This is a genomic window from Sphingomonas cremea (assembly GCF_021502585.1).
GTDB classification, from domain to species: Bacteria; Pseudomonadota; Alphaproteobacteria; order Sphingomonadales; family Sphingomonadaceae; genus Sphingomicrobium; species Sphingomicrobium cremea.
Map to the genome: position 1 here is coordinate 782,316 of NZ_JAKFGM010000001.1, position 20,579 is coordinate 802,894.

Consider the following 20,579-nt stretch of genomic DNA (forward strand, 5'->3'; position numbering starts at 1 on the left):
CCCCGCAATCGCCCAGAGTTGCCTATCACCGCCTGCTTGCCTAAGGCGCGCCGCGACCCTCCAAATTCCCGCAAGGCAAGAAGACATGGCCAAGATCAAGGTGAAGAACCCGGTCGTCGAGCTCGACGGCGACGAAATGACTCGCATCATTTGGCAATGGATCCGCGAACGGCTGATCCTGCCCTATCTCGATATCGACCTGAAGTATTTCGACTTGGGTATCGAAAAGCGCGACGAGACCGAAGACCGTATTACCGTCGAGGCGGCGGAGGCGATCAGCAAATATGGCGTCGGCGTCAAGTGCGCGACAATCACTCCGGACGAGGCACGGGTCGAGGAATTTGGCCTCAAAAAAATGTGGAAGTCGCCTAACGGGACTATTCGCAATATCCTTGGCGGCGTCGTTTTCCGCGAACCGATCGTCATATCGAACATCCCGCGTCTCATCCCGGGCTGGACCGACCCGATCGTCGTCGGCCGTCATGCCTTCGGCGACCAATATAAGGCGACCGATTTCAAGGTGCCGGGCAAGGGCAAGCTGACCATCAAATGGGTTGGTGAGAATGGCGAGGAGATCGAGCATGAGGTGTTCGACTTCCCGTCGGCCGGAGTCGCCATGGGGATGTACAACCTTGACGATTCGATCCGCGATTTCGCGCGGGCCAGCCTGAACTACGGCCTGCAGCGCAAGTGGCCGGTGTATCTGTCGACCAAGAATACCATCCTCAAGGCCTATGACGGCCGGTTCAAGGATATCTTCCAGGAGGTATTCGATGCCGAGTTCAAGGCTGCGTTCGATAAGGTCGGCATCGAATATCAGCACCGCCTGATCGACGACATGGTCGCCAGCGCGCTCAAATGGAGCGGCAAGTTCGTCTGGGCCTGCAAGAATTACGACGGCGACGTCCAGTCGGACCAGGTCGCCCAGGGCTTTGGCTCATTGGGCCTGATGACGTCGGTGCTGATGAGCCCCGATGGAAAGACCATCGAGGCAGAGGCAGCTCACGGTACCGTCACTCGCCACTACCGCATGCACCAGCAGGGCAAGGCCACGTCGACCAACCCGATCGCATCGATCTTTGCCTGGACCGGGGGCCTCAAGTTCCGCGGCAAGTTCGACGACACGCCCGAAGTGGTCCGCTTTGCCGAAACGCTCGAGCGAGTCTGTGTCGAAACGGTCGAGAGCGGCAAGATGACCAAGGACCTCGCCATCCTCGTCGGCCCCGACCAGGCGTGGATGACCACTGAGCAATTCTTCGAGGCGATCCGCGAGAATCTGGAAGCGGCAATGGCCGCCGAGGCGGTCGGAGCTTAATCGACAGACGCCGCCCGCCGTGCTTGTATGAGGCATGGCGGGCGACACTCAAATTACTCCGGCACTAAGCGACGCGATCACTATTTTAGGCGCGGCGGGCATCGTCATCCCGACTTTTGCGCGCTTCAAGATTAATCCGGTAATCGGCTTCATCCTGGTAGGTATCGTCGCCGGACCCTTCGGGCTCGGTGCGCTAACCGGGCGCTACCCCGTGCTGGATTGGGTTTCGATCACCGATCCGGAGGGGATCAGGCCGTTCGCCGAGCTTGGCATCGTATTATTGCTGTTCTCGATAGGGCTCGAACTCAGCTTCCGCCGCCTGGTGGCCATGCGCAAAATGGTCTTCGGAATCGGCGCGGCAGAGATGATGTTGACCGCCGCCCTGATCGGTGGAGCGCTAATCGTCGCCAACCTGCCGCCAATCAGCGCGCTGTGGCTTGCACTGGCACTGGCCATGTCTTCGACCGCACTGGTGCTGCCGATATCGGGCACGCAAAGTCCGGTGGGACGCGCCGCGCTTGCCATGTTGCTGTTCGAAGATCTGGCGCTCGTACCCATGCTGTTCCTTATCGGCGCCGCCGGCGGAGCCGCGACGAGCAGCCTTGGCTGGATCGCTGTCGAAGGATCTGTTGTCATTATCGCAATCTTGCTGGTTGGCCGCTTTGTCCTACCCGCCTTGTTTGCCCAGGCCGCACGATCGAAGAAGCCCGAGCTATTCCTGGCCATTTCGCTGCTGGTGGTAATCCTTGCCGCCACCGTGACCCGTTCGGTCGGCCTTTCGCCAATCCTCGGCGCGCTGGTTGCTGGCCTGGTCATCGCGGAAACCGAATATCGCAACGAAGTCGAAGTGGTCATCGAACCGTTCAAGGGCCTCGCGCTTGGCGTCTTCCTGATCACGGTTGGAATGCGCATCGATGTAGGTGCCCTCCTGAACGCCTGGCCGGAACTGCTCGGGGCATTGGTGGCGGTTATTCTGGTCAAGGCGTTGGTCACCGGAGCTCTACTGAGAATGGTCGGCGCGAGACTCGGGACTGCCGCGGAGACCGGGTTGTTGATGGCCAGCCCGTCCGAAACCACGCTGATCGTCCTCGGCGCAGCAGGCGCGGTCGGCATCCTCCAGCCAGACGCCGTCGCCTTCTGGTCCGCGGCCACCGCGATTGGCCTAACAATTACCCCAATGCTCGCAAGCCTCGGGCGTTTTGCGGCGCGCAGGGTCGATCATACCACCCTGTCCGGAACGGAAATCGGGCCTTCGACGGACAAGACGATCATTTTCGGCTTCGGTCGCGTTGGCCGAATGGTTGCCAACATGCTCAATGAGCACGGCCAGCAATATCTGGCGGTCGACAGCGACATCGACGGATTTCTTGACGCAAGAAAGTCGGGTTATTCCGTACTTTACGGCGATGTATCGAGACGTGAATTGATCGAGAAGCTGGACCTTGACCAGGCAAAGGCGGTGGTGTTGACGATGGATGACCCGGCGCTGACCAAGCGAGTTGCGAAACGGCTGCGCGCGGAACACCCCTCCCTTCCGATCATCGCCCGAGCCCGCGACACCGACCACGCCGCCGCACTTTACCGCGCCGGGGTAACCGACGCGGTTCCGGAGGCGTTGGAAGCATCGCTGCAGCTATCGGAAGCTGTGCTGGTCGACATCGGCGTCGCGATGGGCCCGGTGATCGCCAGCATCCACGAAAAGCGCAGCGAACTGCGAGCCGAGATCATGGACGCAGGGCAACTGGAAGTGGAGCCTAGTTTGGGGCGGCGACGAGTGAGGGACTCTACTATTCGACAGGTGTGAACGTCAGGGTTCCCGCGGTATAAGTCCTGTGCGCGGGATTGTCCCCGGGATGGCGCTGGCCGTCGTAGACCACTACCTCCCGGAAATCGAACGGCGAGATCCCCTCCAGGCATGCAACGTTGACGCCCAGTTGGTCGGGATTCGAGCGGCGCTTGTGGTGGGTGTAAATTCCGCAATTCCGGCAGAAATGATGCTCGGCGGTGCGGGTGTTGAAGCGGTAGGTCGCGAGCTGCTCCGCGCCCTCCAGGATCGTGAAATTATCGTCCGTCGACGTCACCGCGATTGCGCCGCGCATCCGGCAGATGCTGCACGTGCATCGCCGAGCGGACGCGAAACCGAGAGGCAGGCGTGCGGTGAACTTGACTGCGCCGCAGTGGCATAAGCCGTTGAGGGTGACTGGTTCCGACGACTTCAGATCCATCAGGCCGCGACCTTCTCCAGCGCCTCGCGGACGGCCTGCAGCGCTTCCTTGGCCTTAGATCCGTCAGGCCCGCCGCCTTGCGCCATGTCGGGGCGGCCACCGCCGCCCTGCCCGCCCATCGCCTCGACCGCGGCCTTGACCAGTTCGACCGCCGAAACATGACCTACAAGGTCATCGGTAACCCCGACCGCCACGCTGCCACGGCCTTCGTTAACTGCAACCAGCACGGCGACACCGCTACCCAAGCGTTGTTTCAGCCCGTCGATTTCGCCCCTGAGGCCCTTGGGGTCGAGCCCATCGACCACCTGGCCGAGGAAGGCGCGACCACCAACCTGCTCCGGACCGGCAGCTTCGGACTTCGAACCGCCACCCATAGCCAGCGCCTTTTTGGCGTCGGCCAGCTCGCGCTCCAGCTTGCGGGCATTATCGACCAGCGCGGCGACACGGGCCGGAACTTCGTCTGGCGACGCCTTCAGGGCCGAAGCGGCCTCACGCAGTTTCTCGTCGCGGGCATTGAGCCATAGCCGCGCGCCTTCTCCGGTCAACGCTTCAATTCGGCGCACCCCTGACGAAACCGCGCTCTCGGAAATAATCTTGAAAATGGCGATGTCGCCGGTGGCGGCGACGTGAGTCCCGCCGCACAGCTCGACGGAATAATAGCGGCTGTCATCCTCGCGTCCCATGCTGAGCACGCGGACCTCGTCGCCATATTTCTCCCCGAACAGGGCAAGCGCGCCTGAATTGACCGCCTCATCCGGCGTCATCAGCCGGGTCAGGACCGGCTCATTGGCGCGGATCTCGGCGTTCACATCGGCTTCGATCAGGGCGATTTCGTCGGGCGTCAGCGCTTTGGGATGTGAGAAATCGAACCGGAAGCGGTCGGGCGCTACCAAGCTGCCCTTCTGGGTGACGTGCCCGCCAAGGCGATTGCGCAGGGCAGCGTGGAGCAGGTGGGTCGCGCTGTGATTGGCGCGGGTCGCGGCCCGGCGCTCGACATCGACCTGCTGCTGCAGCACGTCACCGACATTGACCGCGCCCTTAATCACCCTGGTCTTGAGGGCGTGCAGCTTGCCCAGGGGTTTCAATGTGTCCTCAACGTTCCCCTGGAAACCAATGATCGAACTTAATTTTCCGGCATCGCCTACCTGGCCGCCGCTTTCGCCGTAGAAGGGCGTCTGGTTGAGGATGATGGTGACGGTTTCGCCCTGCTTGGCTTCCTCGACGCGGGTGCCCTCCTTGACCAGGGCGAGCACTACGCCCTCGCCCTCATGGCCCGAATAGCCGGTGAACTCGGTCGGCCCGACCTCTTCGGCAATGTCGTACCACAGCTCGTCCGAGGCCTTCTCGCCCGAGCCTTTCCAGGCAGCCCGGGCAGCGGCTTTCTGCTCGGCCATGGCGGCATCGAAGCCGGCACGATCAACGCCTAGGCCGCGGGCACGAAGCGCATCCTCGGTCAGGTCGTACGGGAATCCGTAGGTGTCGTAGAGCTTAAAGGCGGTTTCGCCGGGCAAGGTACCACCCTCGGGCATCTCGCCGGTCGCTTCGTCGAGCAATTTGAGGCCGTTGGCGAGCGTCTGGCGGAAGCGGGTTTCTTCCTGCAGCAGCGTCGCCTCGATCAACGGCTGGGCACGGACCAGGTCGGGATAGGCGGCACCCATCTCAGCGACCAGCTCGGGTACCAAGCGGTACATCAAAGGATCCTTGGCGCCGAGCAGGTGCGCGTGGCGCATTGCACGTCGCATTATGCGGCGAAGGACATAGCCCCTGCCCTCGTTCGCCGGCAGCACGCCGTCAGCGACCAAGAAACCGCTGGCCCGCAAGTGATCGGCGATTACTCGATGGCTTGCCTGCTGCTCTCCCACGGCTTTGGTCCGCGTCAGCTCCTCCGACGCCGCGATCAGGGCCTTGAAGGTGTCGGTGTCATAATTGTCGTGTACGCCCTGCATGACCGCAGCAACGCGCTCGAGGCCCATGCCGGTGTCGATGCTCTTCTTGGGCAGCTCGGAGACGATCTCTCCCGCGGCCTGCTCGAACTGCATGAACACGAGGTTCCAGATCTCGACAAACCGATCGCCGTGTTCGTCGGGTGATCCGGGCGGGCCGCCGAAGATATGATCGCCATGGTCATAAAAGATTTCGGAACATGGGCCGCACGGTCCGTCGTCGCCCATTGCCCAGAAATTATCTTTTGTGGGGATGCGGATGATGCGGCTGTCAGGCAGGCCGGAGATCTTCTGCCACAGGCCGAACGCCTCGTCGTCAGTGTGATAGACGGTGACCGTCAGCTTGTCGGCGGGAAGCTCCCAGTCGCGTGTAAGCAGGGTCCAGGCATGGTGGATCGCCTGCTCCTTGAAATAATCCCCAAACGAGAAATTCCCCAGCATTTCGAAGAAAGTATGGTGTCGCGCCGTGTAGCCCACATTATCCAGGTCGTTGTGCTTGCCCCCGGCGCGGACGCATTTCTGGCTACTTGCGGCGGTAACATAGGGTCGTGTTTCCAAGCCGGTGAAGACATTTTTGAACGGCACCATGCCGGCGTTGACGAACATCAAGGTCGGGTCGTTGTGCGGTACCAGAGGCGCGGACGGCACTCGCGCGTGTCCCTCCTTCTCGAAATAGTCGAGGAAGCCGCGGCGAATGTCGTTCGTCGATGTCATGGAATGGCAGATACGTTCCTTGCTGCAATGCGGCAAGACGTGGCGTCACCGCGACGGAGGTGGATCCCAATCGCCTGAGAGGCACGCTTCGATGCCGAAGCGAGGGCGGAAGCCGAGTTCGTGTTCGGCCAAGCTGGCGTCGTAAATGCGGTCAATCGACCGCGGAGGCGTCCAGCCTTTCACCGCCATCCTGTCGATTAAGCCGGGGCAGCGCCGCTCGATCGCCGTCGGCGCTGAATGAAGTAGTTCCTCCGCATCCTCGCGATGGAAGGGCGTCGCCGCGCTAATTACATAAGTCGCGGGAGGTCCTTTGCGATCCAATGCCAGGGCATGAGCCTCGGCCACGTCGCGACGGTCGACGCCACGATAAAGGCGATAGGTGGCCATCAGTTCCGCTGGCTCCGGAAAGCAGCGCGACATGCGCAGGCTGGTGCAAGTCAGCGAGCTTCCCGCCGACGCTACCAGCTCCTCTGCTTCCAACTTGGTCTCGTCATAAATGTCGCGCGGACGGGGGGCGACTTGCTCATCAATCCACGCTGCTCGATCGTTCGGCTCCAGCGCGTTGCCGTAGATCGAGGTCGTGCTGGTGAAGACGAAGGCCTTTGCCCCCGCGCTAATCCCAAAGTCGATAAGCCGTTCGGTCCCCTCGACGTTGGCCAGGCGAAATTCTTCATCGCTCCGGTGCCCGACGTGCGGCGCATGAAGCGCGGCGACGTGGACGATGGCATCGAGTGCACCGATTCGCCGGCCCCATTCGGCCGCATCGGTGCAATTTGCCACGATGTCGACTTGCGAGGCAGCACGAAGATCGACTCCCACTACAGCATGCTCGCCGGCCAACCGATCGACAATGGCGCTGCCAATGAGCCCGGCGGCACCGGTGACGACTATTCTCATTTTCCCTCCCTGGCCGCGATTGTCAGCCCGGACATCGCCGATTAGCAAGGCGCATGGCCAAGCGACCCAAAAGCAGCATCCCGACCTACAAGCGCCGGCGCAAGGGGCGCGGCTTTTGGGGATGGCTAGTTCGCATGTTCTTGGGCCTGTTTCTGTTCAGCATCCTTTGGGTTTTGCTTTACAGGTTCGTTCCGCCGCCGATCACTGCAACGATGCTTGGCGACTTCTTCGCCGGACGCGGGGTCGAGAAGGACTGGATGAGCCTCGACGAGATGGATCGCGACATGGTCCGGGCGGCGATCGGCGCAGAGGACAGCAAATTTTGCCAGCATAACGGGTTCGATTTCGAAGCGATCGAAGATGCGATGAAGCGCAATGCCTCGGGCGGGCGCATTCGCGGCGGATCAACCATCAGCCAGCAGACCGCAAAGAATGCCTTCCTGTGGCAGGGCGGCGGCTATCCGCGGAAAGCCGCAGAGGCCTATTTCACCTTCTTGATCGAGCACCTTTGGGGCAAGCGGCGGATCATGGAGGTCTATCTCAATATCGCCGAAACCGGCATCGGCACCTATGGCGCAAATGCGGGGTCCGAGCGCTATTTCGGCCATGACGCCAGTGCCATGTCGGCGACGGAAGCGGCACGGATCGCGGCGATATTGCCGTTGCCGAAGAAGCGCGGCGCAATTGCTCCAAAGGGCTTCACCCGCCGCTACGGCAATACCATCGCGGCACGCATCGGCCAGGTCCGCCGTGACGGGCTCGACGCCTGCGTCTATGCCAGCTCCACTGCTCCGAAGGAAAAAGCCCCGCCGCCGAGTAAGGCACCGCGTGAACTGCCTGGCGAGGAATATGAGACTGCGACTCCGCCCCCACCCGAAGCGTCGGTGGACACGACCCCGGTGGAAGAACCACCGGAGACCGTAGCGCCCACTACAAATGATTTGGTCGGGACTGAGCCTCAACCGGTCGAGGAGATGCCACAGAAGGAGCCGCCACCGGAAGGCACGCCGCCGGCCCCGCCAAGCTAACAGTAGACGCTAGCCGACCAATGCCAGTCTTGGCGGCTCCTGCGCGCTCAACTCGACCGCACCCTCGCCCAAAATTCGGGTAAGGCGGGAAGCGAGATCAGCATCAAGATTGAAGTCGCGACCAAGGAGCATCGTCGCATACCGGCCTTCGCTCACCGGCAAGATTACACGGAGGGATCCACTGCCACCCTGCTTTCCCGCGAGTTCGCGGGCAACTTCTGACAGCGACGCTGGATCTGCAATTCTCAAATGCATCCGCAGCCGCGTTTTCTTTGCCAGATTGTCCAGAGCCTCGAATCTCTTGACGGTAACGCGAGGCATATCGTCGCCCGGCCGCCGATCGAGCTCGACGGTCATCAGTCCACACGTACCTGATTTGGCCGCATTCTCGAGGTCGGCCGATGGCTCTTCGTCGAAGGCTGTAGCCTCATATTGCCCGCTTGCATCGGACAGGGTCGCAGTAAGGAACCGCCGCCCCTTTGCCGAGACCCTCCACCGTGCACCTTCGACCAGGCCCGCGAGCATCGACGTCGATCGCCCGCCGTCGACAGGCGCCGGCAAAGCCGCAACCTCGGCGAAACTGCGAACCTTGTGAGCTGTGAGCAGGTGGCGCTGCGTATCGACGGGATGAGCGGAAAAGAAAAACCCGAATGCATCGCGCTCGGCCGCCATCCGCTCCGCAAGCGTCCAGCGAGCGTCGCGCGGAAGCCGGATGGGCGCGACGCTGCTTTCGCCGCCTCCGCCAAACAGGCCATGCTGGCCGCTTGTTCTCTGGTCGTGCGCAGCCGCTGCATGAGCCAAAATTGTCTCGGCGGCAGCATGAACAGACGGGCGATCAGGTTTAAGCCTGTCGAACGCGCCTGCCGCCGCCAGGCTTTCGAGTTGGCGACGGTTAAGCAACTTGGGATCGATCCGCTCGGCGAAATCGTCCAGGTTCTTGTACGGACCGTTCGCTTCACGCTCTACAACCAGCGCTTCCATCGCCTTTTCGCCGACCCCCTTTAGCGCGCCCAGAGCATAGCGGACCTTGCCGTCCTCGACGCTGAAGTCTGCGCGTGACTTATTGACGTCAGGCGGAAGGCACTCGACCCCGCTGCGGCGAATATCCTCGACGAACAGCGACAGCTTGTCGGTCTGCGCCATGTCGAAGCTCATCGACGCCGCGAAAAACTCGGCCGGGTGATGGGCCTTCAGCCAAGCGGTGTGATAGGCAACCAGCGCATAGGCTGCGGCGTGGCTCTTATTGAAGCCATAGCCGGCGAATTTGTCGATCAAATCGAACAGCTCGTTGGCCTTGAGCGCGTCGATATTATTTGCCGCGCAGCCCTCGATGAAGCGAGCGCGCTGGGCGTCCATCTCCGCCTGGATCTTCTTGCCCATCGCGCGGCGCAGTAGGTCCGCTTCGCCAAGCGAATAGCCCGCCAACACCTTGGCGGCTTCCATCACCTGTTCCTGGTAGACGAAAATTCCGTAGGTTTCCTTGAGAACCGACTCAAGCATCGGGTGCGGATAGGCGATCTGCACCCGGCCGTTCTTGCGGTCGCCGAACAGCGGAATATTGTCCATCGGTCCGGGACGGTACAGCGACACGAGCGCGATGATATCGCCGAAGCTGGTGGGCCGGACCGCGGCGAGCGTCCGACGCATGCCTTCCGATTCCAACTGGAAGACACCGACGGTGTCGCCGCGCTGGAGCAGTTCATAGACTGCCGGGTCGTCCCAGTGCAGCCTTGCGAAATCGACTTCGATCCCGCGCTGTCGGAGCAGGCGCTGGCCCTCCTTGAGCACCGACAGTGTCTTGAGTCCAAGGAAGTCGAACTTCACCAGGCCCGCGCCCTCGACATATTTCATGTCGAACTGGGTCACCGGCATGTCGGAACGGGGATCGCGATAGAGCGGTACCAGTTCGTGAAGAGGGCGGTCACCGATCACCACGCCGGCGGCATGGGTCGACGAGTGGCGCGGCAGACCCTCGAGCTTCATCGCCAGGTCCAGTAGCCGCCTCACATCCGGATCGGAGCGATACTCCTTCGCCAACTCGGCAACGCCATTGAGACTGCGTTCGAGCGTCCACGGGTCGGTCGGGTGGTTAGGGATCAGCTTAGCCAGCCGGTCGACCTGGCCATAACTCATCTGCAGAACTCGGCCGGTGTCCTTGAGCACCGCCCGCGCCTTCAGCCGCCCGAAGGTGATAATCTGCGCCACCCTGTCACGCCCATATTTCTGCTGAACGTACTGGATGACCTTGTCGCGGTGGGTTTCGCAGAAATCGATGTCGAAGTCGGGCATCGACACGCGCTCGGGATTGAGGAAGCGCTCGAATAGCAGGTTCAGCTCTATCGGGTCGAGGTCGGTGATGGTCAGCGCCCATGCGACCACGCTACCCGCGCCGGACCCACGTCCGGGGCCGACCGGGATGTCGTTCGCCTTGGCCCACTGGATGAAGTCGGCGACAATCAGGAAGTAGCCCGCAAAGCCCATTCGGGTGATGACATCGATTTCGAAGTCGAGGCGTTCGCGATAGGCGGGCTTTTCCACTTCCGCCTTGCCTTCGAGGCGACGTTCCAATCCCGCATGAGCCTCGCGCCGCAGTGTCTCGTCCTCATCATCGCTGAGGCGTGGGAGGATCGGCCTACGCTGCGGCGCGGCGACGGCGCAGCGCTGGGCTATGACGGCCGTATTGGCGATCGCCTCGGGAATATCGGCGAACAGCTGCTCCATCGTCTCTGCCGGCTTCAGCCAGGCTTCGGGAGATGAAGTCTTGCGCTCATTATTTTCAACATAGGTCGAGCCGGCAATGCACAGCATCGCATCATGGGCGGCGTGGAAGCCGGGTTCCGAATAATGGGCCGGATTTGTGGCGACCAACGGTAGATCGAGGGCGTAGGCAAGGTCGATCAACTGGCTCTCTGCTGCCTCTTCGATGGGATCGCCGCGGCGCGACAATTCGATGTACAGTCGATCAGGGAAGAGTGTTTTCAGCTGCCCGGCATAGGTACCCGCCTTGTCGGCCTGCCCATCAGCAAACAGTCGAGCCAGTGCCCCCTCCCCGCCCGCGGTCAGCACGATCAGACCATCAGTCGCGCCGCGAAGCGCTTCGAACGCGACGTGCGGTTCCTGCTGGATTGGGCGGTCGAGGTGCGCGGAGGAAACGAGGCGGCAGAGATTGTGATAGCCCGTTTCGTCCTGGGCTAGCAGCGCAAGCCAATCGAGCGTCCCCGCAGGACCGATGTCAATCGACCGCGCCACCGCCAGCATTGCGCCGACGATTGGCTGAACTCCCTCCGCCATGCAGGCCTCGCCGAACGGCATCGCTGCATAAAGGCCATTGCGGTCAACAAGCGCGACGGCGGGAAATCCAAGCTTCCTGGCCTGCTTGGCAATCGCCTTTGGCTCAATCGCCCCTTCCAGCATGGTGAAGCAGGAAAAAACGCGCAGCGGAACATACGGGCCGGACATTGTCCGACTATGGGGAAAGCGGCCGCGAGTCGCTAGCGCCTGCGCGACTTATCCCCAGATTTGCATCAGGGCGCGGGCTTCGGCCTTGGATGATATGTGAAGTCGAAATTGTTCGACCAGCTAAGCCCGTGATCGGTCGACTGCTCGCCATGCTGGCGAACCGATCCGTCCTCATTTTTTGAATAGGTCATGCGGATGAGCGCGTCCTGGCCGGGACCATTGACGCCTTTCCAAAATCCCAGGAGGACCATTTTGCCGTTGGTATAGCCGCCTGCAAATTCCACTCTCGAATTGCTGGAATCAATCCATGTTTGGTGCCAGCGGCCATCCTCCGCCACATAGTTGTTTAGACTGCCGCCAGGCGTTCCTTTCAACGGCATCCAGTTTTCGCGGATCGCACAACCGCCATAGAGTTTCTCTATCAAGCTATTTGCCACCGTGTTTGGCTTGCCGGTCGGAGTCACGACCCACTCTCCGACCCAAAAATCAAACTGGCGATGCTCGGGCCCTGCGCAGGGAGACTGCGAAGCCTGTGCTGGCTGGGAAGCCGCCTGGGCAAGCAGTAACAGAAGGGATATCATGCTTTTCTCCCTCTGCGGAGCAGCTGCTACAGCAGTGCCTCGATATCTCTCGTAAGCTCTTCGGGCTTAGTCTGTGGGGCATAGCGCTTGAGGACCTTGCCAGAGCGGTCGACCAGGAATTTCGTGAAATTCCACTTGATGGCCCTGCTGCCGAGCAGGCCCGGTGCCTCGTCCTTCAAGCGTTGGTAGATTGGCGCGGTATCGTCGCCATTGACGTCAATCTTGCCCATTACGGGGAAGCTGACGTCGTAGGTGAGCTTGCAAAAATTGGCGATTTCTTCGGCATTGCCGGGTTCCTGGGCACCGAACTGGTTGCAGGGAAATCCGAGCACGGTGAACCCCTGGTCCCCGTAGCGCCGCTGCAGTGCCTCCAACCCCTCATATTGCGGAGTAAAGCCGCATTTGGATGCGACATTGACGATCAGCATCACCTCGCCCTTGTGCGATGAAAGATCGGTGGTCGATCCGTCGGCGGCCTTGATCGGGATGGTGGTGAAGTCGGTCATTCCAGCACTCCTTCGTGCAACCTTACCACCCTGTCCATCTTCGCTGCGAGGCGCTCATTGTGCGTGGCGACCAGCGCAGCGCTGCCCTCGCCGCGGACCAGTGCCAGGAATTCACCCAGCACCCGGTCAGCCGTCGCCTCGTCAAGGTTGCCGGTTGGCTCGTCGGCCAGCACGAGCGGCGGGCGATTGGCGAGCGCCCGGGCAACCGCGACGCGCTGCTGCTCCCCGCCCGACAGCTTGGACGGGCGATGGTCGAGGCGCTGGGACAGTCCGAGCTTGCCAAGCAATGACTCTGCGCGAGTTCGGGCGTCAGCTGGGTCAACGCCATGGATGATCTGAGGCAGCATCACATTTTCGCGTGCATCAAAATCGGGCAGCAGATGATGGAACTGATAGACGAAGCCCAACGTGTCGCGCCGAAGAGCGGTGCGCCCATCGTCATCGAGCGATGCCGCTTCCTGGCCTGCGATGCGAATCGAGCCTTCGAATCCTCCTTCGAGTAGCCCAACCGCCTGGAGCAGCGTCGACTTGCCCGAACCGGATGGGCCCAGCAAAGCCACTATCTCGCCCGGCTGCACCGCGAGATCGACGCCGCGCAGCACCTCGATGGTGACATCGGCCTGGATGAAACTGCGCTTAAGGTCGCGCGTCTGGAGGACCGGTTCACTCATAGCGCAGCACCTGGACCGGGTCCGTGTTGGCCGCATTGCGCGCCGGGAACAGCGTGGCGACATATGTCAGTACCAAGGTCACGGTTACGATTGCCGCGACTTCGAACGGGTCCGTCCGCGACGGCAGCTCAGTCAGGAAGCGAACCGAGGGATCCCACAGATTCTGGCCCGTGATCAGCTGGATGAAGTCGACCACGCCCTGACGGAAAAAGAGGAAGATCGCCCCGATCAACGCCCCGATGGCGATGCCGATAAGGCCGATTGTGAGACCTACGGTCATGAAGATTTTGAGCATCGAGCGCCGGCTGGCGCCCATCGTTCGGAGGATGGCAATGTCGCGCGTTTTGGCACGGACAAGCATGATCAACGACGAGGCGATGTTGAAGGCCGCCACCAGGATGATGATGCACAACACGACGAACATGGCGATCCGCTCGACCTCCAGCGCCTCAAACAACGCCGAGTTCATCTGCCGCCAGTCGACGATGATGCCCTTACTCTGAACTAACGGCTGGAGGGGTGCGAGCGTCGGGCCAACCCGATCGGGATCGTCGACCTGCACTTCGACCATACCGACCTGGTCGCCGAGCATCAGCAGCGTTTGCGCGTCCTGCATCGGCATGATGACGAATGCCTTGTCATATTCGAAAATACCGACCTCAAAGATCGCTCCAACGGTATAAGTAACGATCCTCGGCACCGTGCCGACCGGGGTCGAGCGGCCTTCCGGGCTGATCAGCGAAATTTCGCTGCCGGGAAAGGCGCCCAGTGTTTCCGCCAGCCGAGCGCCTATGGCAACACGTCCGCTGCCCGGCGTAATATTGCGCAGGTCTCCGGAAACGACTTTGCCGTTGAGGACCGGATTTTCCCGGATGTCCTTCAGCGTGTTGCCGCGAACCAGCACGCCTTCGACCCTGCCGTTCGCCGAAGCCATCAAAGGCTGCTCGATCAGCGGCGTCGCCGACCGGACACCGGGGGTCTTGCGGGCCGCTTCGACAACCTGCTCCCAGTTCGCCAGGCGGCCGTCATAACCCTGGATAATGGCGTGGCCATTCAGGCCGACGATCTTGTCGAACAGTTCCGCCCGGAAGCCATTCATGACGCTCATCACGATGATCAACGCCGCAACGCCTAGCGCGACTGCGCCAACCGAGAAGCCTGCCACAACGAAAATGAACCGCTCACCTTTGATCGGAACGAGATATCGCTTGGCGATCATTTTCTCATAAGCGTTGAGGATCATGCGGTTAGTCGCTCAAGCGCAGATTCGATCGAAAGTTCCTGCTTTTCCCCCGTGCGGCGATTTTTGAGCTCTACGACACCTGCGGCAAGGCCGCGCGGCCCGATGATCAGCTGCCATGGCAGGCCAATCAGGTCCATGGAGCCCAACTTCACCCCGCCCCGCTCGTCGCGGTCGTCATAAAGAGTTTCGATGCCAGCGACGGTCAATTTCGCATAGATTTCGTCGGCCGCCTTGACCGATGCCTCGTCGTCGCCGCGCATCGTGACCAGCCCGACCTTCCACGGGGCCACAGCCTCGGGCCAGATGATGCCATTATCGTCGTGGCTGGCCTCGATGATCGCTCCGACCAGACGCGACACGCCGATCCCGTAGCTGCCCATTTCAGGCGTTACCATCGATCCGTCGGGGCCCGAGACCTTCAGGCCCATCGAATTCGAATATTTGGTACCGAAGTAGAAGATGTGGCCAACCTCGATCCCGCGGCCCTGGCGTTGACGCTCAGAAGCCACCTCGGCCCATCGCGCCTCGTCATGGGTCTCGTCAGTCGCCGAATATGTCGAGCTAACCTGCTCGAATAAGGCCTCCAGCCCCGCCGCGTCGTCGTAGCTTAGGTCCGCCTGGCTCCAGTCGAATTCCTCGAACTTGGAATCGTAGAACACTTCGCTCTCGCCGGTCGGGGCCAAAACGATAAATTCGTGGCTCAGGTCTCCACCGATGGGGCCAGATGCCGCCTTCATGGGTACCGCGCGAATGCCCATCCGCTGGAACGTCCGAAGATAGGCCAGCAACTGAGTATAGTAGCTGAGCCGCGCTCCTGCCTCGTCGAGGTCGAAGCTGTATGCGTCCTTCATCAGGAATTCGCGGCCGCGCATCACGCCGAACCGCGGGCGAACCTCATCCCGAAATTTCCACTGGATGTGATAGAGGGTCCGCGGCAGGTCGCGATAGCTCTTGACGTCACCCTTGAAGATCTCGGTGATCATCTCTTCGTTGGTCGGCCCATATAGCATATCGCGGTCGTGCCGGTCCTTGATGCGCAACATCTCCGGCCCATAGGCGTCATAGCGGCCCGATTGGCGCCACAGATCGGCCGACTGGAGAGTCGGCATCAGCAATTCAATCGCCCCTGCCCGGTCCTGCTCCTCGCGCACGATCTGCTCGATCTTACTCAGGACGCGCCAGCCGATCGGCAACCATGCATAAATGCCTGCGGCAGTCTGGCGCACCAGCCCTGCCTGCAGCATCAGCTTGTGGCTGACAATCTGCGCGTCCGAAGGGCTTTCCTTCATGACCGGGAGGAAGGATCGGGAGACACGCAAGTGAGGGAACTTTCCGATAAAGTGAGGCAGGAATTGAGCGCTGTCCTAGTCAGCGGCCCTCATGAAGGCAATCGCCGGCAGTGATGTGGCACGACAGTCACAGCTTAACAAAGAATGTGTCGTTCATGTGCGTTTGGGCGTGACAAGCGCCGTTTGGCGGGCGTAGCGCTTCCTCCCACGGACGAGGTCGTCAGGCCGGAAGTCCGGGGAGGAGCCGACGCCTGTCAGGGGGCAAAGGCGCTTCAGAACTTCCAAGGGGGCTGACGAGCAATCGTCACGCAAGGACGCCCGGGCTTCTAGCCCGGGCGTTTTTGTTTATGCGCGGTCGATTTTGCCCAATGCCGCCACGAGCTGCTCGATATCCGCCTCCGTGACATGGAGATGCGGCGCGATTCGGATTGCATCGCCCCTTCGGCTGACGTGCACACCGTTGGCTGCAAGACTTTGAACGGTATCGGCCGGTGCACCGGGCGGCAAGCTGACGCCCAGGATATGACCGCAACGAAAGTCACGAGACAGCACGCCGAATCCGAGCGGCTCGATCCGCTCGATGATTCGCTGGTTGGTCTGGCAAATCAGTTCGAAAACATTACGGATATCCCATTCGCGGAGCTGCTCGAGCGCGGCAATCGCGCCGGGAAGTATGGTGGTTACACAGGTTTCGCCGACATCGAAGCGACGAGCCCCGGGCCGATATTCGTCGCAATATTCGACCAATCGCGCGAAATCCCCGGCATTTGCCCGCACCAACCAGGTCTCCTCGAGAGGCCGCCCGCCATGCCACTGCGGCGCGACATACATGAAGCTGAAGCCATATGGGCAAAGAAGCCACTTGTAGCCGGCTGCCACCATGAAGTCCGGCTGCACCGCTGCCAGGTCGAATGGCACCGTGCCCAGCGATTGCGTCAGATCGAGGACAAGTGCGGTGCCGAGCCGGCGGCAGGTTTCGCCAATCGCCGCCAGATCAATCCTTGCGCCATCCGTCCAGTGAGCTGCCGAGAGCGATGCAACGCGTGCGGAGGTGTCCAGGCTGGCGAGTATGGCCGACGTCCAGTCCCCGTTGGGCGGAGTGGGCACGGTCCTTATTTCCGCCCCACTTTCTGCCGCGACGCGCCGCCATGCCAGGACGTTCGACGGGAACTCCTGCGCCATCAACAAAATATGGTCGCCTGCGCGCAACGTGGGTTCGAGGATCCGCGCGGCGGTGCTGATGCCATAGCTGGCGGCCGGGACGATTGCGTAATGGTCCGCCGCTCCACCGAACAGGTCGGCGCAGGTCAGGCGGAGCGTCTCCGCATCTTCGAAGAAATTTGCGGACGCGCGCTCCCATGGGCGCGATTTCGCCCGCGCCGCCTTCTCCAGAGCCTCTCGCGATCGGCGCAAAAGCGGCGAATTATAGGCGGTGTTGAAGTAGGCGATCCCGTCGGGCACCTCGAACAGGTCGCGATATTGGCCTATTTTCATGGTGCGGCGCCCTACGCCCGAGCAATGGCATTGGCCATGGCCAGTTGGGCGGCAGTGGCATGGGACAGAAAATGGTAGCGGAGGAGGGACTTGAACCCCCGACACGCGGATTATGATTCCGCTGCTCTAACCAGCTGAGCTACTCCGCCCCGTATAGGCATGGCCCGATGGGCGCGGGCGAGCCTATAGGTAGCAAGTATTTAAGCGTCAACAAGAGGTGGAACCCACCACCCCCAACCTCGTTCAGTCCGAGGAATGGAGAGCTCGACCCGATGGAACCATTGACCCCCCTCGAAACGCTATGCCGCATCATCCTTCGCGCGAAAGAATATGAGGCACAGGTCCCGACCGATTATGACGGCGGCGAAGCGCCGGAAAATGTCGATGATGAGGGTCATGAGACACTTTCGGTCCTGGACGACGCCATCAACACCAGCGTTGAGGAAGAGTTGATCGCATCGCTCGAAGACCTCGCCGAGGACCAGCAGGCCGAGCTGCTAGCCTTCGCCTGGGTCGGCCAGGGGACCTATGAAGCGGCCGATTGGGACGAAGCGATCGAAGCAGCGACCGAGGAGAATAATGTCGTCGAAGAATTGATGGATATGCCAATGCTGGCCTCGGTACTCGAAGCGGGCATGGCCGCCTTCGATATCAACTGCGACGGAATCGGCGACCTCAGCTAGCGGCCTCGGAAGGGATAACGCGCCAGCGTTTCCCACGGGCCCTCCAGATAACGGTGCAGCGCCAGTCCCGCGAGACCGAGCGGCCGCGGCCGAAAATCGCGCGCAAGCTTCGCCAACAGCGCCCGCGCAATCTTCGGCGGCACCTTGTTCTGGATGGTTACATGCGGCCGCCACCCCGCCGAATCTTGCGCGCTAAGCAGTCCGTGAAAATGATCGGCAATTTCGTTGCGGATGGAGTCGAGCTCCTCCGACACGACGCGAATGGCAATTCCGCCACCGAGGTCCATCAACCCCGCCAGGGCGGCGTTCGGCGCTGGTCCTGTGGCGTGCAACGCGAGCTGGCGCCGGACCTCCTCTTCAGCTGACGGCGGCAGCGCATGGAAGAGCGTTAAATGGACCGACACCCGGTTGAGCTCCGGCGGATAATTGGCCCGTCGAAGGCCTTCCAGCCAGGCAAAATCATCTGGCGCAAATTCGGCAGTGACGATCAGCGCGCCCATGGCCAGCTGACTAAATCTCCACCTGGCTACCCAATTCGACGACGCGATTGGTCGGCAGCTTGAAGAACTCCATCGCGCTTTCGGCGTTGCGCAGCATCCAGGCGAACAATTTCTCGCGCCAGATCGCCATCCCCGGCCGTGCCGACGCGATTAGCGTTTGCCGGGCCAGGAAGAAACTGGTGTCCATCATCTTGAACTGCGGTCCGCATGCCTTGACCTGGGCCAGGGCCGAGGGAACGTCGATTTCCTCCATGAACCCATAGCGCAGGATGATCCTGAAGAAGCCAGCGCCATAATCCTTGGTTTCAATCCTGCGTTCGCCCCTGACGAAGGGAACGTCCTCGATCCGGACGGTCAGAAGCATGACACGCTCATGCAGCACTTTATTGTGCTTGAGATTGTGCAGCAATGCATGCGGTACGCCGGTCATGGAGGTCGTCATGAACACCGCCGTTCCCGGCACTCGCGCCGCGCTGGTCGCCGCGGATTTGATGAACACCTCGATCGGCAACGTCGCCTCGGCCATGCGCTCGATCATCAACTTGCGGCCCTTGGCCCAGGTTGTGAGGAAGGTGAAGGCGATGGCGCCGATCAGCAGCGGGAACCAGCCGCCAGCGGGCACCTTGAGCAGATTGGCGCTGAAATAGAGCAGGTCGATCGTGAAGAAGATCGCCAATAGGGGAATGGCTTTCCACGACGGCCACTTCCACAAGGTGAACAGGACGACCGAGATCAGGACAGTGTCGATGGCCATCGCGCCGGTGACGGCAATGCCATAGGCCGCGGCCAGGTTCGACGAGGAGCCGAACATGATCACGAGAAGGATGACCATTACCAGCAGTGCCCAGTTGATTACCGGGATATAGATCTGCCCTGCCGCATGTTCGCTGGTGTGGGTGATCCTGAGACGTGGGATGAAGCCCAGCTGGATCGCCTGTTGGGTTACTGAGAACGCGCCCGAGATTACCGCCTGGCTGGCAATAATTGTCGCCAGCGTAGCGAGGATAACAAGCGGCAAGCGCAGCATTTCGGGTGCTAGGAAGAAGAAGGGGTTCTTGACCGTCGCAAGCGCGTCAACGGGGTCTTGCGACAATAGCATTGCGCCCTGCCCCATATAGTTGAGCAGCAGCGCCGGCATGACGAAATAGAGCCAGCTGTACTTGATCGGCCGCCGACCGAAATGACCCATATCCGCGTAGAGCGCTTCAGCGCCCGTCACCGCCAGAACGACGCTTCCCATGGCGATGAATGCACGCAGGGGTTCCGAGAGATAGAATTGGACCGCATTCAACGGGTTGAACATTTCGAGGAACACGGCCGGATGCCGGACGATGTGCATTCCACCGAGGACAGCGATCGTGACGAAGTAAATCAGCATGATCGGCCCGAAAAGCGCCCCGACCTTCGCCGTTCCGCGTGCCTGGATCGCGAACAGTCCTACAAGGATGGCGATCGCGGTTGGGCGAACATAAGGCGCGAAGCCGGCCTGGACCGTTGTCAGGCCCTCCACCGCCGAAAGCACCGAGATCGCCGGTGTAATCATGCTGTCGCCATAGAACAGGGCAGTAGCAAAGACGCCGAGCATGACGATGCCCATCGTCCACTTCTTCTTTTCGCCCTCGGCTACGGTGCGATTGATCAATGCCAACAGGGCGAGGCTGCCACCCTCTCCCTTGTTGTCGGCACGCATGATGATCGTGACATATTTCAACGCCACGATGATCAGCATCGACCAGAAGATGAGACTTAGTACGCCATAGATGTGCAGCGCGTCGGGCACGAGCGTATGATGCCCGGCAAATGTCTCACGAAAGGCGTAGATCGGCGAGGTGCCGATATCTCCAAACACGATGCCCACCGCACCGACCATCAGCTTGGGAAGGGAGCCGTGGGCGTGGCCTTGGCCGCCAAAATTCTCTTCGGTCGCGACCTCGGCGGTTCCCGTGGCGGTAATGCTCATACTTTAATACAGCCCTCAGGCGCCCCTTGGCGCGGCGCGCCGCCTTAGCCCCTGATCGTTTCAGGCTCAAC

The 20,579-nt window shown here is 61.3% G+C and carries 15 protein-coding genes, 1 tRNA gene and 1 pseudogene; 4 read left to right on the forward strand and 13 right to left on the reverse strand.

Features of this window, described 5'->3' with window-relative positions:
• Positions 1-85: 85 nt before the first annotated feature.
• Together LVY65_RS04060 and LVY65_RS04065 are read left to right on the forward strand one after the other, a co-directional pair.
• Positions 86-1,315, forward strand: a complete 1,230-nt coding sequence (locus LVY65_RS04060; RefSeq protein WP_235066719.1) for an NADP-dependent isocitrate dehydrogenase — start codon at positions 86-88, stop codon at positions 1,313-1,315.
• 34 nt (positions 1,316-1,349) lie between these two features.
• Positions 1,350-3,119: a cation:proton antiporter domain-containing protein gene (locus tag LVY65_RS04065; protein ID WP_235066720.1), complete on the forward strand. Its 1,770-nt coding sequence runs from the start codon at positions 1,350-1,352 to the stop codon at positions 3,117-3,119.
• Here the strand turns inward: LVY65_RS04065 and LVY65_RS04070 are convergent.
• The 3 genes from LVY65_RS04070 to LVY65_RS04080 are packed head-to-tail and all read right to left on the reverse strand — an operon-like array spanning position 3,103 to position 7,094.
• Positions 3,103-3,540, reverse strand: coding sequence for a GFA family protein (locus LVY65_RS04070; RefSeq protein ID WP_268828567.1), 438 nt, complete (start codon positions 3,538-3,540; stop codon positions 3,103-3,105). The genes LVY65_RS04065 and LVY65_RS04070 overlap by 17 nt on opposite strands.
• Positions 3,540-6,197: an alanine--tRNA ligase gene (gene alaS / locus LVY65_RS04075; protein ID WP_235066722.1), complete on the reverse strand. Its 2,658-nt coding sequence runs from the start codon at positions 6,195-6,197 to the stop codon at positions 3,540-3,542. Before alaS ends, LVY65_RS04070 begins: the two co-directional genes overlap by 1 nt.
• Positions 6,198-6,242: 45 nt before the next feature.
• Positions 6,243-7,094 (reverse strand): NAD-dependent epimerase/dehydratase family protein, encoded by an 852-nt coding sequence (locus LVY65_RS04080; RefSeq protein ID WP_235066723.1) that lies wholly within the window; start codon positions 7,092-7,094, stop codon positions 6,243-6,245.
• A 134-nt stretch (positions 7,095-7,228) separates the two neighbouring features.
• Here LVY65_RS04080 and mtgA point away from each other — a divergent pair.
• A pseudogene (gene mtgA / locus LVY65_RS04085) lies at positions 7,229-7,867 on the forward strand (monofunctional biosynthetic peptidoglycan transglycosylase); the annotation flags it as partial.
• Between the two features lie 264 nt (positions 7,868-8,131).
• On the opposite strand, the gene dnaE reads toward mtgA, so the two are convergent.
• The 8 genes from dnaE to LVY65_RS04125 all read right to left on the reverse strand — a co-directional run bounded on the left by dnaE (position 8,132) and on the right by LVY65_RS04125 (position 17,514).
• Positions 8,132-11,581 (reverse strand): DNA polymerase III subunit alpha, encoded by a 3,450-nt coding sequence (dnaE, locus tag LVY65_RS04090; protein WP_235066724.1) that lies wholly within the window; start codon positions 11,579-11,581, stop codon positions 8,132-8,134.
• 65 nt (positions 11,582-11,646) lie between these two features.
• Positions 11,647-12,162 carry a hypothetical protein gene (locus tag LVY65_RS04095; protein WP_235066725.1) on the reverse strand — a complete coding sequence of 172 codons (516 nt, stop codon included), beginning with the start codon at positions 12,160-12,162 and terminating at the stop codon, positions 11,647-11,649.
• A 26-nt stretch (positions 12,163-12,188) separates the two neighbouring features.
• Positions 12,189-12,668, reverse strand: coding sequence for a glutathione peroxidase (locus LVY65_RS04100; RefSeq protein WP_235066726.1), 480 nt, complete (start codon positions 12,666-12,668; stop codon positions 12,189-12,191).
• On the reverse strand, positions 12,665-13,339 hold the full coding sequence (locus tag LVY65_RS04105) for an ABC transporter ATP-binding protein (RefSeq protein ID WP_235066727.1): 675 nt from the start codon (positions 13,337-13,339) through the stop codon (positions 12,665-12,667). The genes LVY65_RS04100 and LVY65_RS04105 overlap by 4 nt, the downstream gene beginning before the upstream one ends.
• Positions 13,332-14,582, reverse strand: coding sequence for a lipoprotein-releasing ABC transporter permease subunit (locus LVY65_RS04110; RefSeq protein WP_235066728.1), 1,251 nt, complete (start codon positions 14,580-14,582; stop codon positions 13,332-13,334). Before LVY65_RS04110 ends, LVY65_RS04105 begins: the two co-directional genes overlap by 8 nt.
• Positions 14,579-15,901 (reverse strand): proline--tRNA ligase, encoded by a 1,323-nt coding sequence (proS, locus tag LVY65_RS04115; RefSeq protein ID WP_235066729.1) that lies wholly within the window; start codon positions 15,899-15,901, stop codon positions 14,579-14,581. Before proS ends, LVY65_RS04110 begins: the two co-directional genes overlap by 4 nt.
• Positions 15,902-16,216: 315 nt before the next feature.
• On the reverse strand, positions 16,217-17,365 hold the full coding sequence (locus LVY65_RS04120; RefSeq protein ID WP_235066730.1) for an aminotransferase class V-fold PLP-dependent enzyme: 1,149 nt from the start codon (positions 17,363-17,365) through the stop codon (positions 16,217-16,219).
• Between the two features lie 72 nt (positions 17,366-17,437).
• Positions 17,438-17,514 (reverse strand) — tRNA-Met (locus LVY65_RS04125).
• 123 nt (positions 17,515-17,637) lie between these two features.
• Here LVY65_RS04125 and LVY65_RS04130 point away from each other — a divergent pair.
• Positions 17,638-18,048 carry a DUF3775 domain-containing protein gene (locus LVY65_RS04130; protein WP_235066731.1) on the forward strand — a complete coding sequence of 137 codons (411 nt, stop codon included), beginning with the start codon at positions 17,638-17,640 and terminating at the stop codon, positions 18,046-18,048.
• Here the strand turns inward: LVY65_RS04130 and LVY65_RS04135 are convergent.
• Positions 18,045-18,548 (reverse strand): 2'-5' RNA ligase family protein, encoded by a 504-nt coding sequence (locus LVY65_RS04135; protein WP_235066732.1) that lies wholly within the window; start codon positions 18,546-18,548, stop codon positions 18,045-18,047. The genes LVY65_RS04130 and LVY65_RS04135 overlap by 4 nt on opposite strands.
• Before the next feature lie 10 nt (positions 18,549-18,558).
• Positions 18,559-20,508 (reverse strand): potassium transporter Kup, encoded by a 1,950-nt coding sequence (locus tag LVY65_RS04140; protein ID WP_408021965.1) that lies wholly within the window; start codon positions 20,506-20,508, stop codon positions 18,559-18,561.
• Positions 20,509-20,579 lie beyond the last annotated feature (71 nt).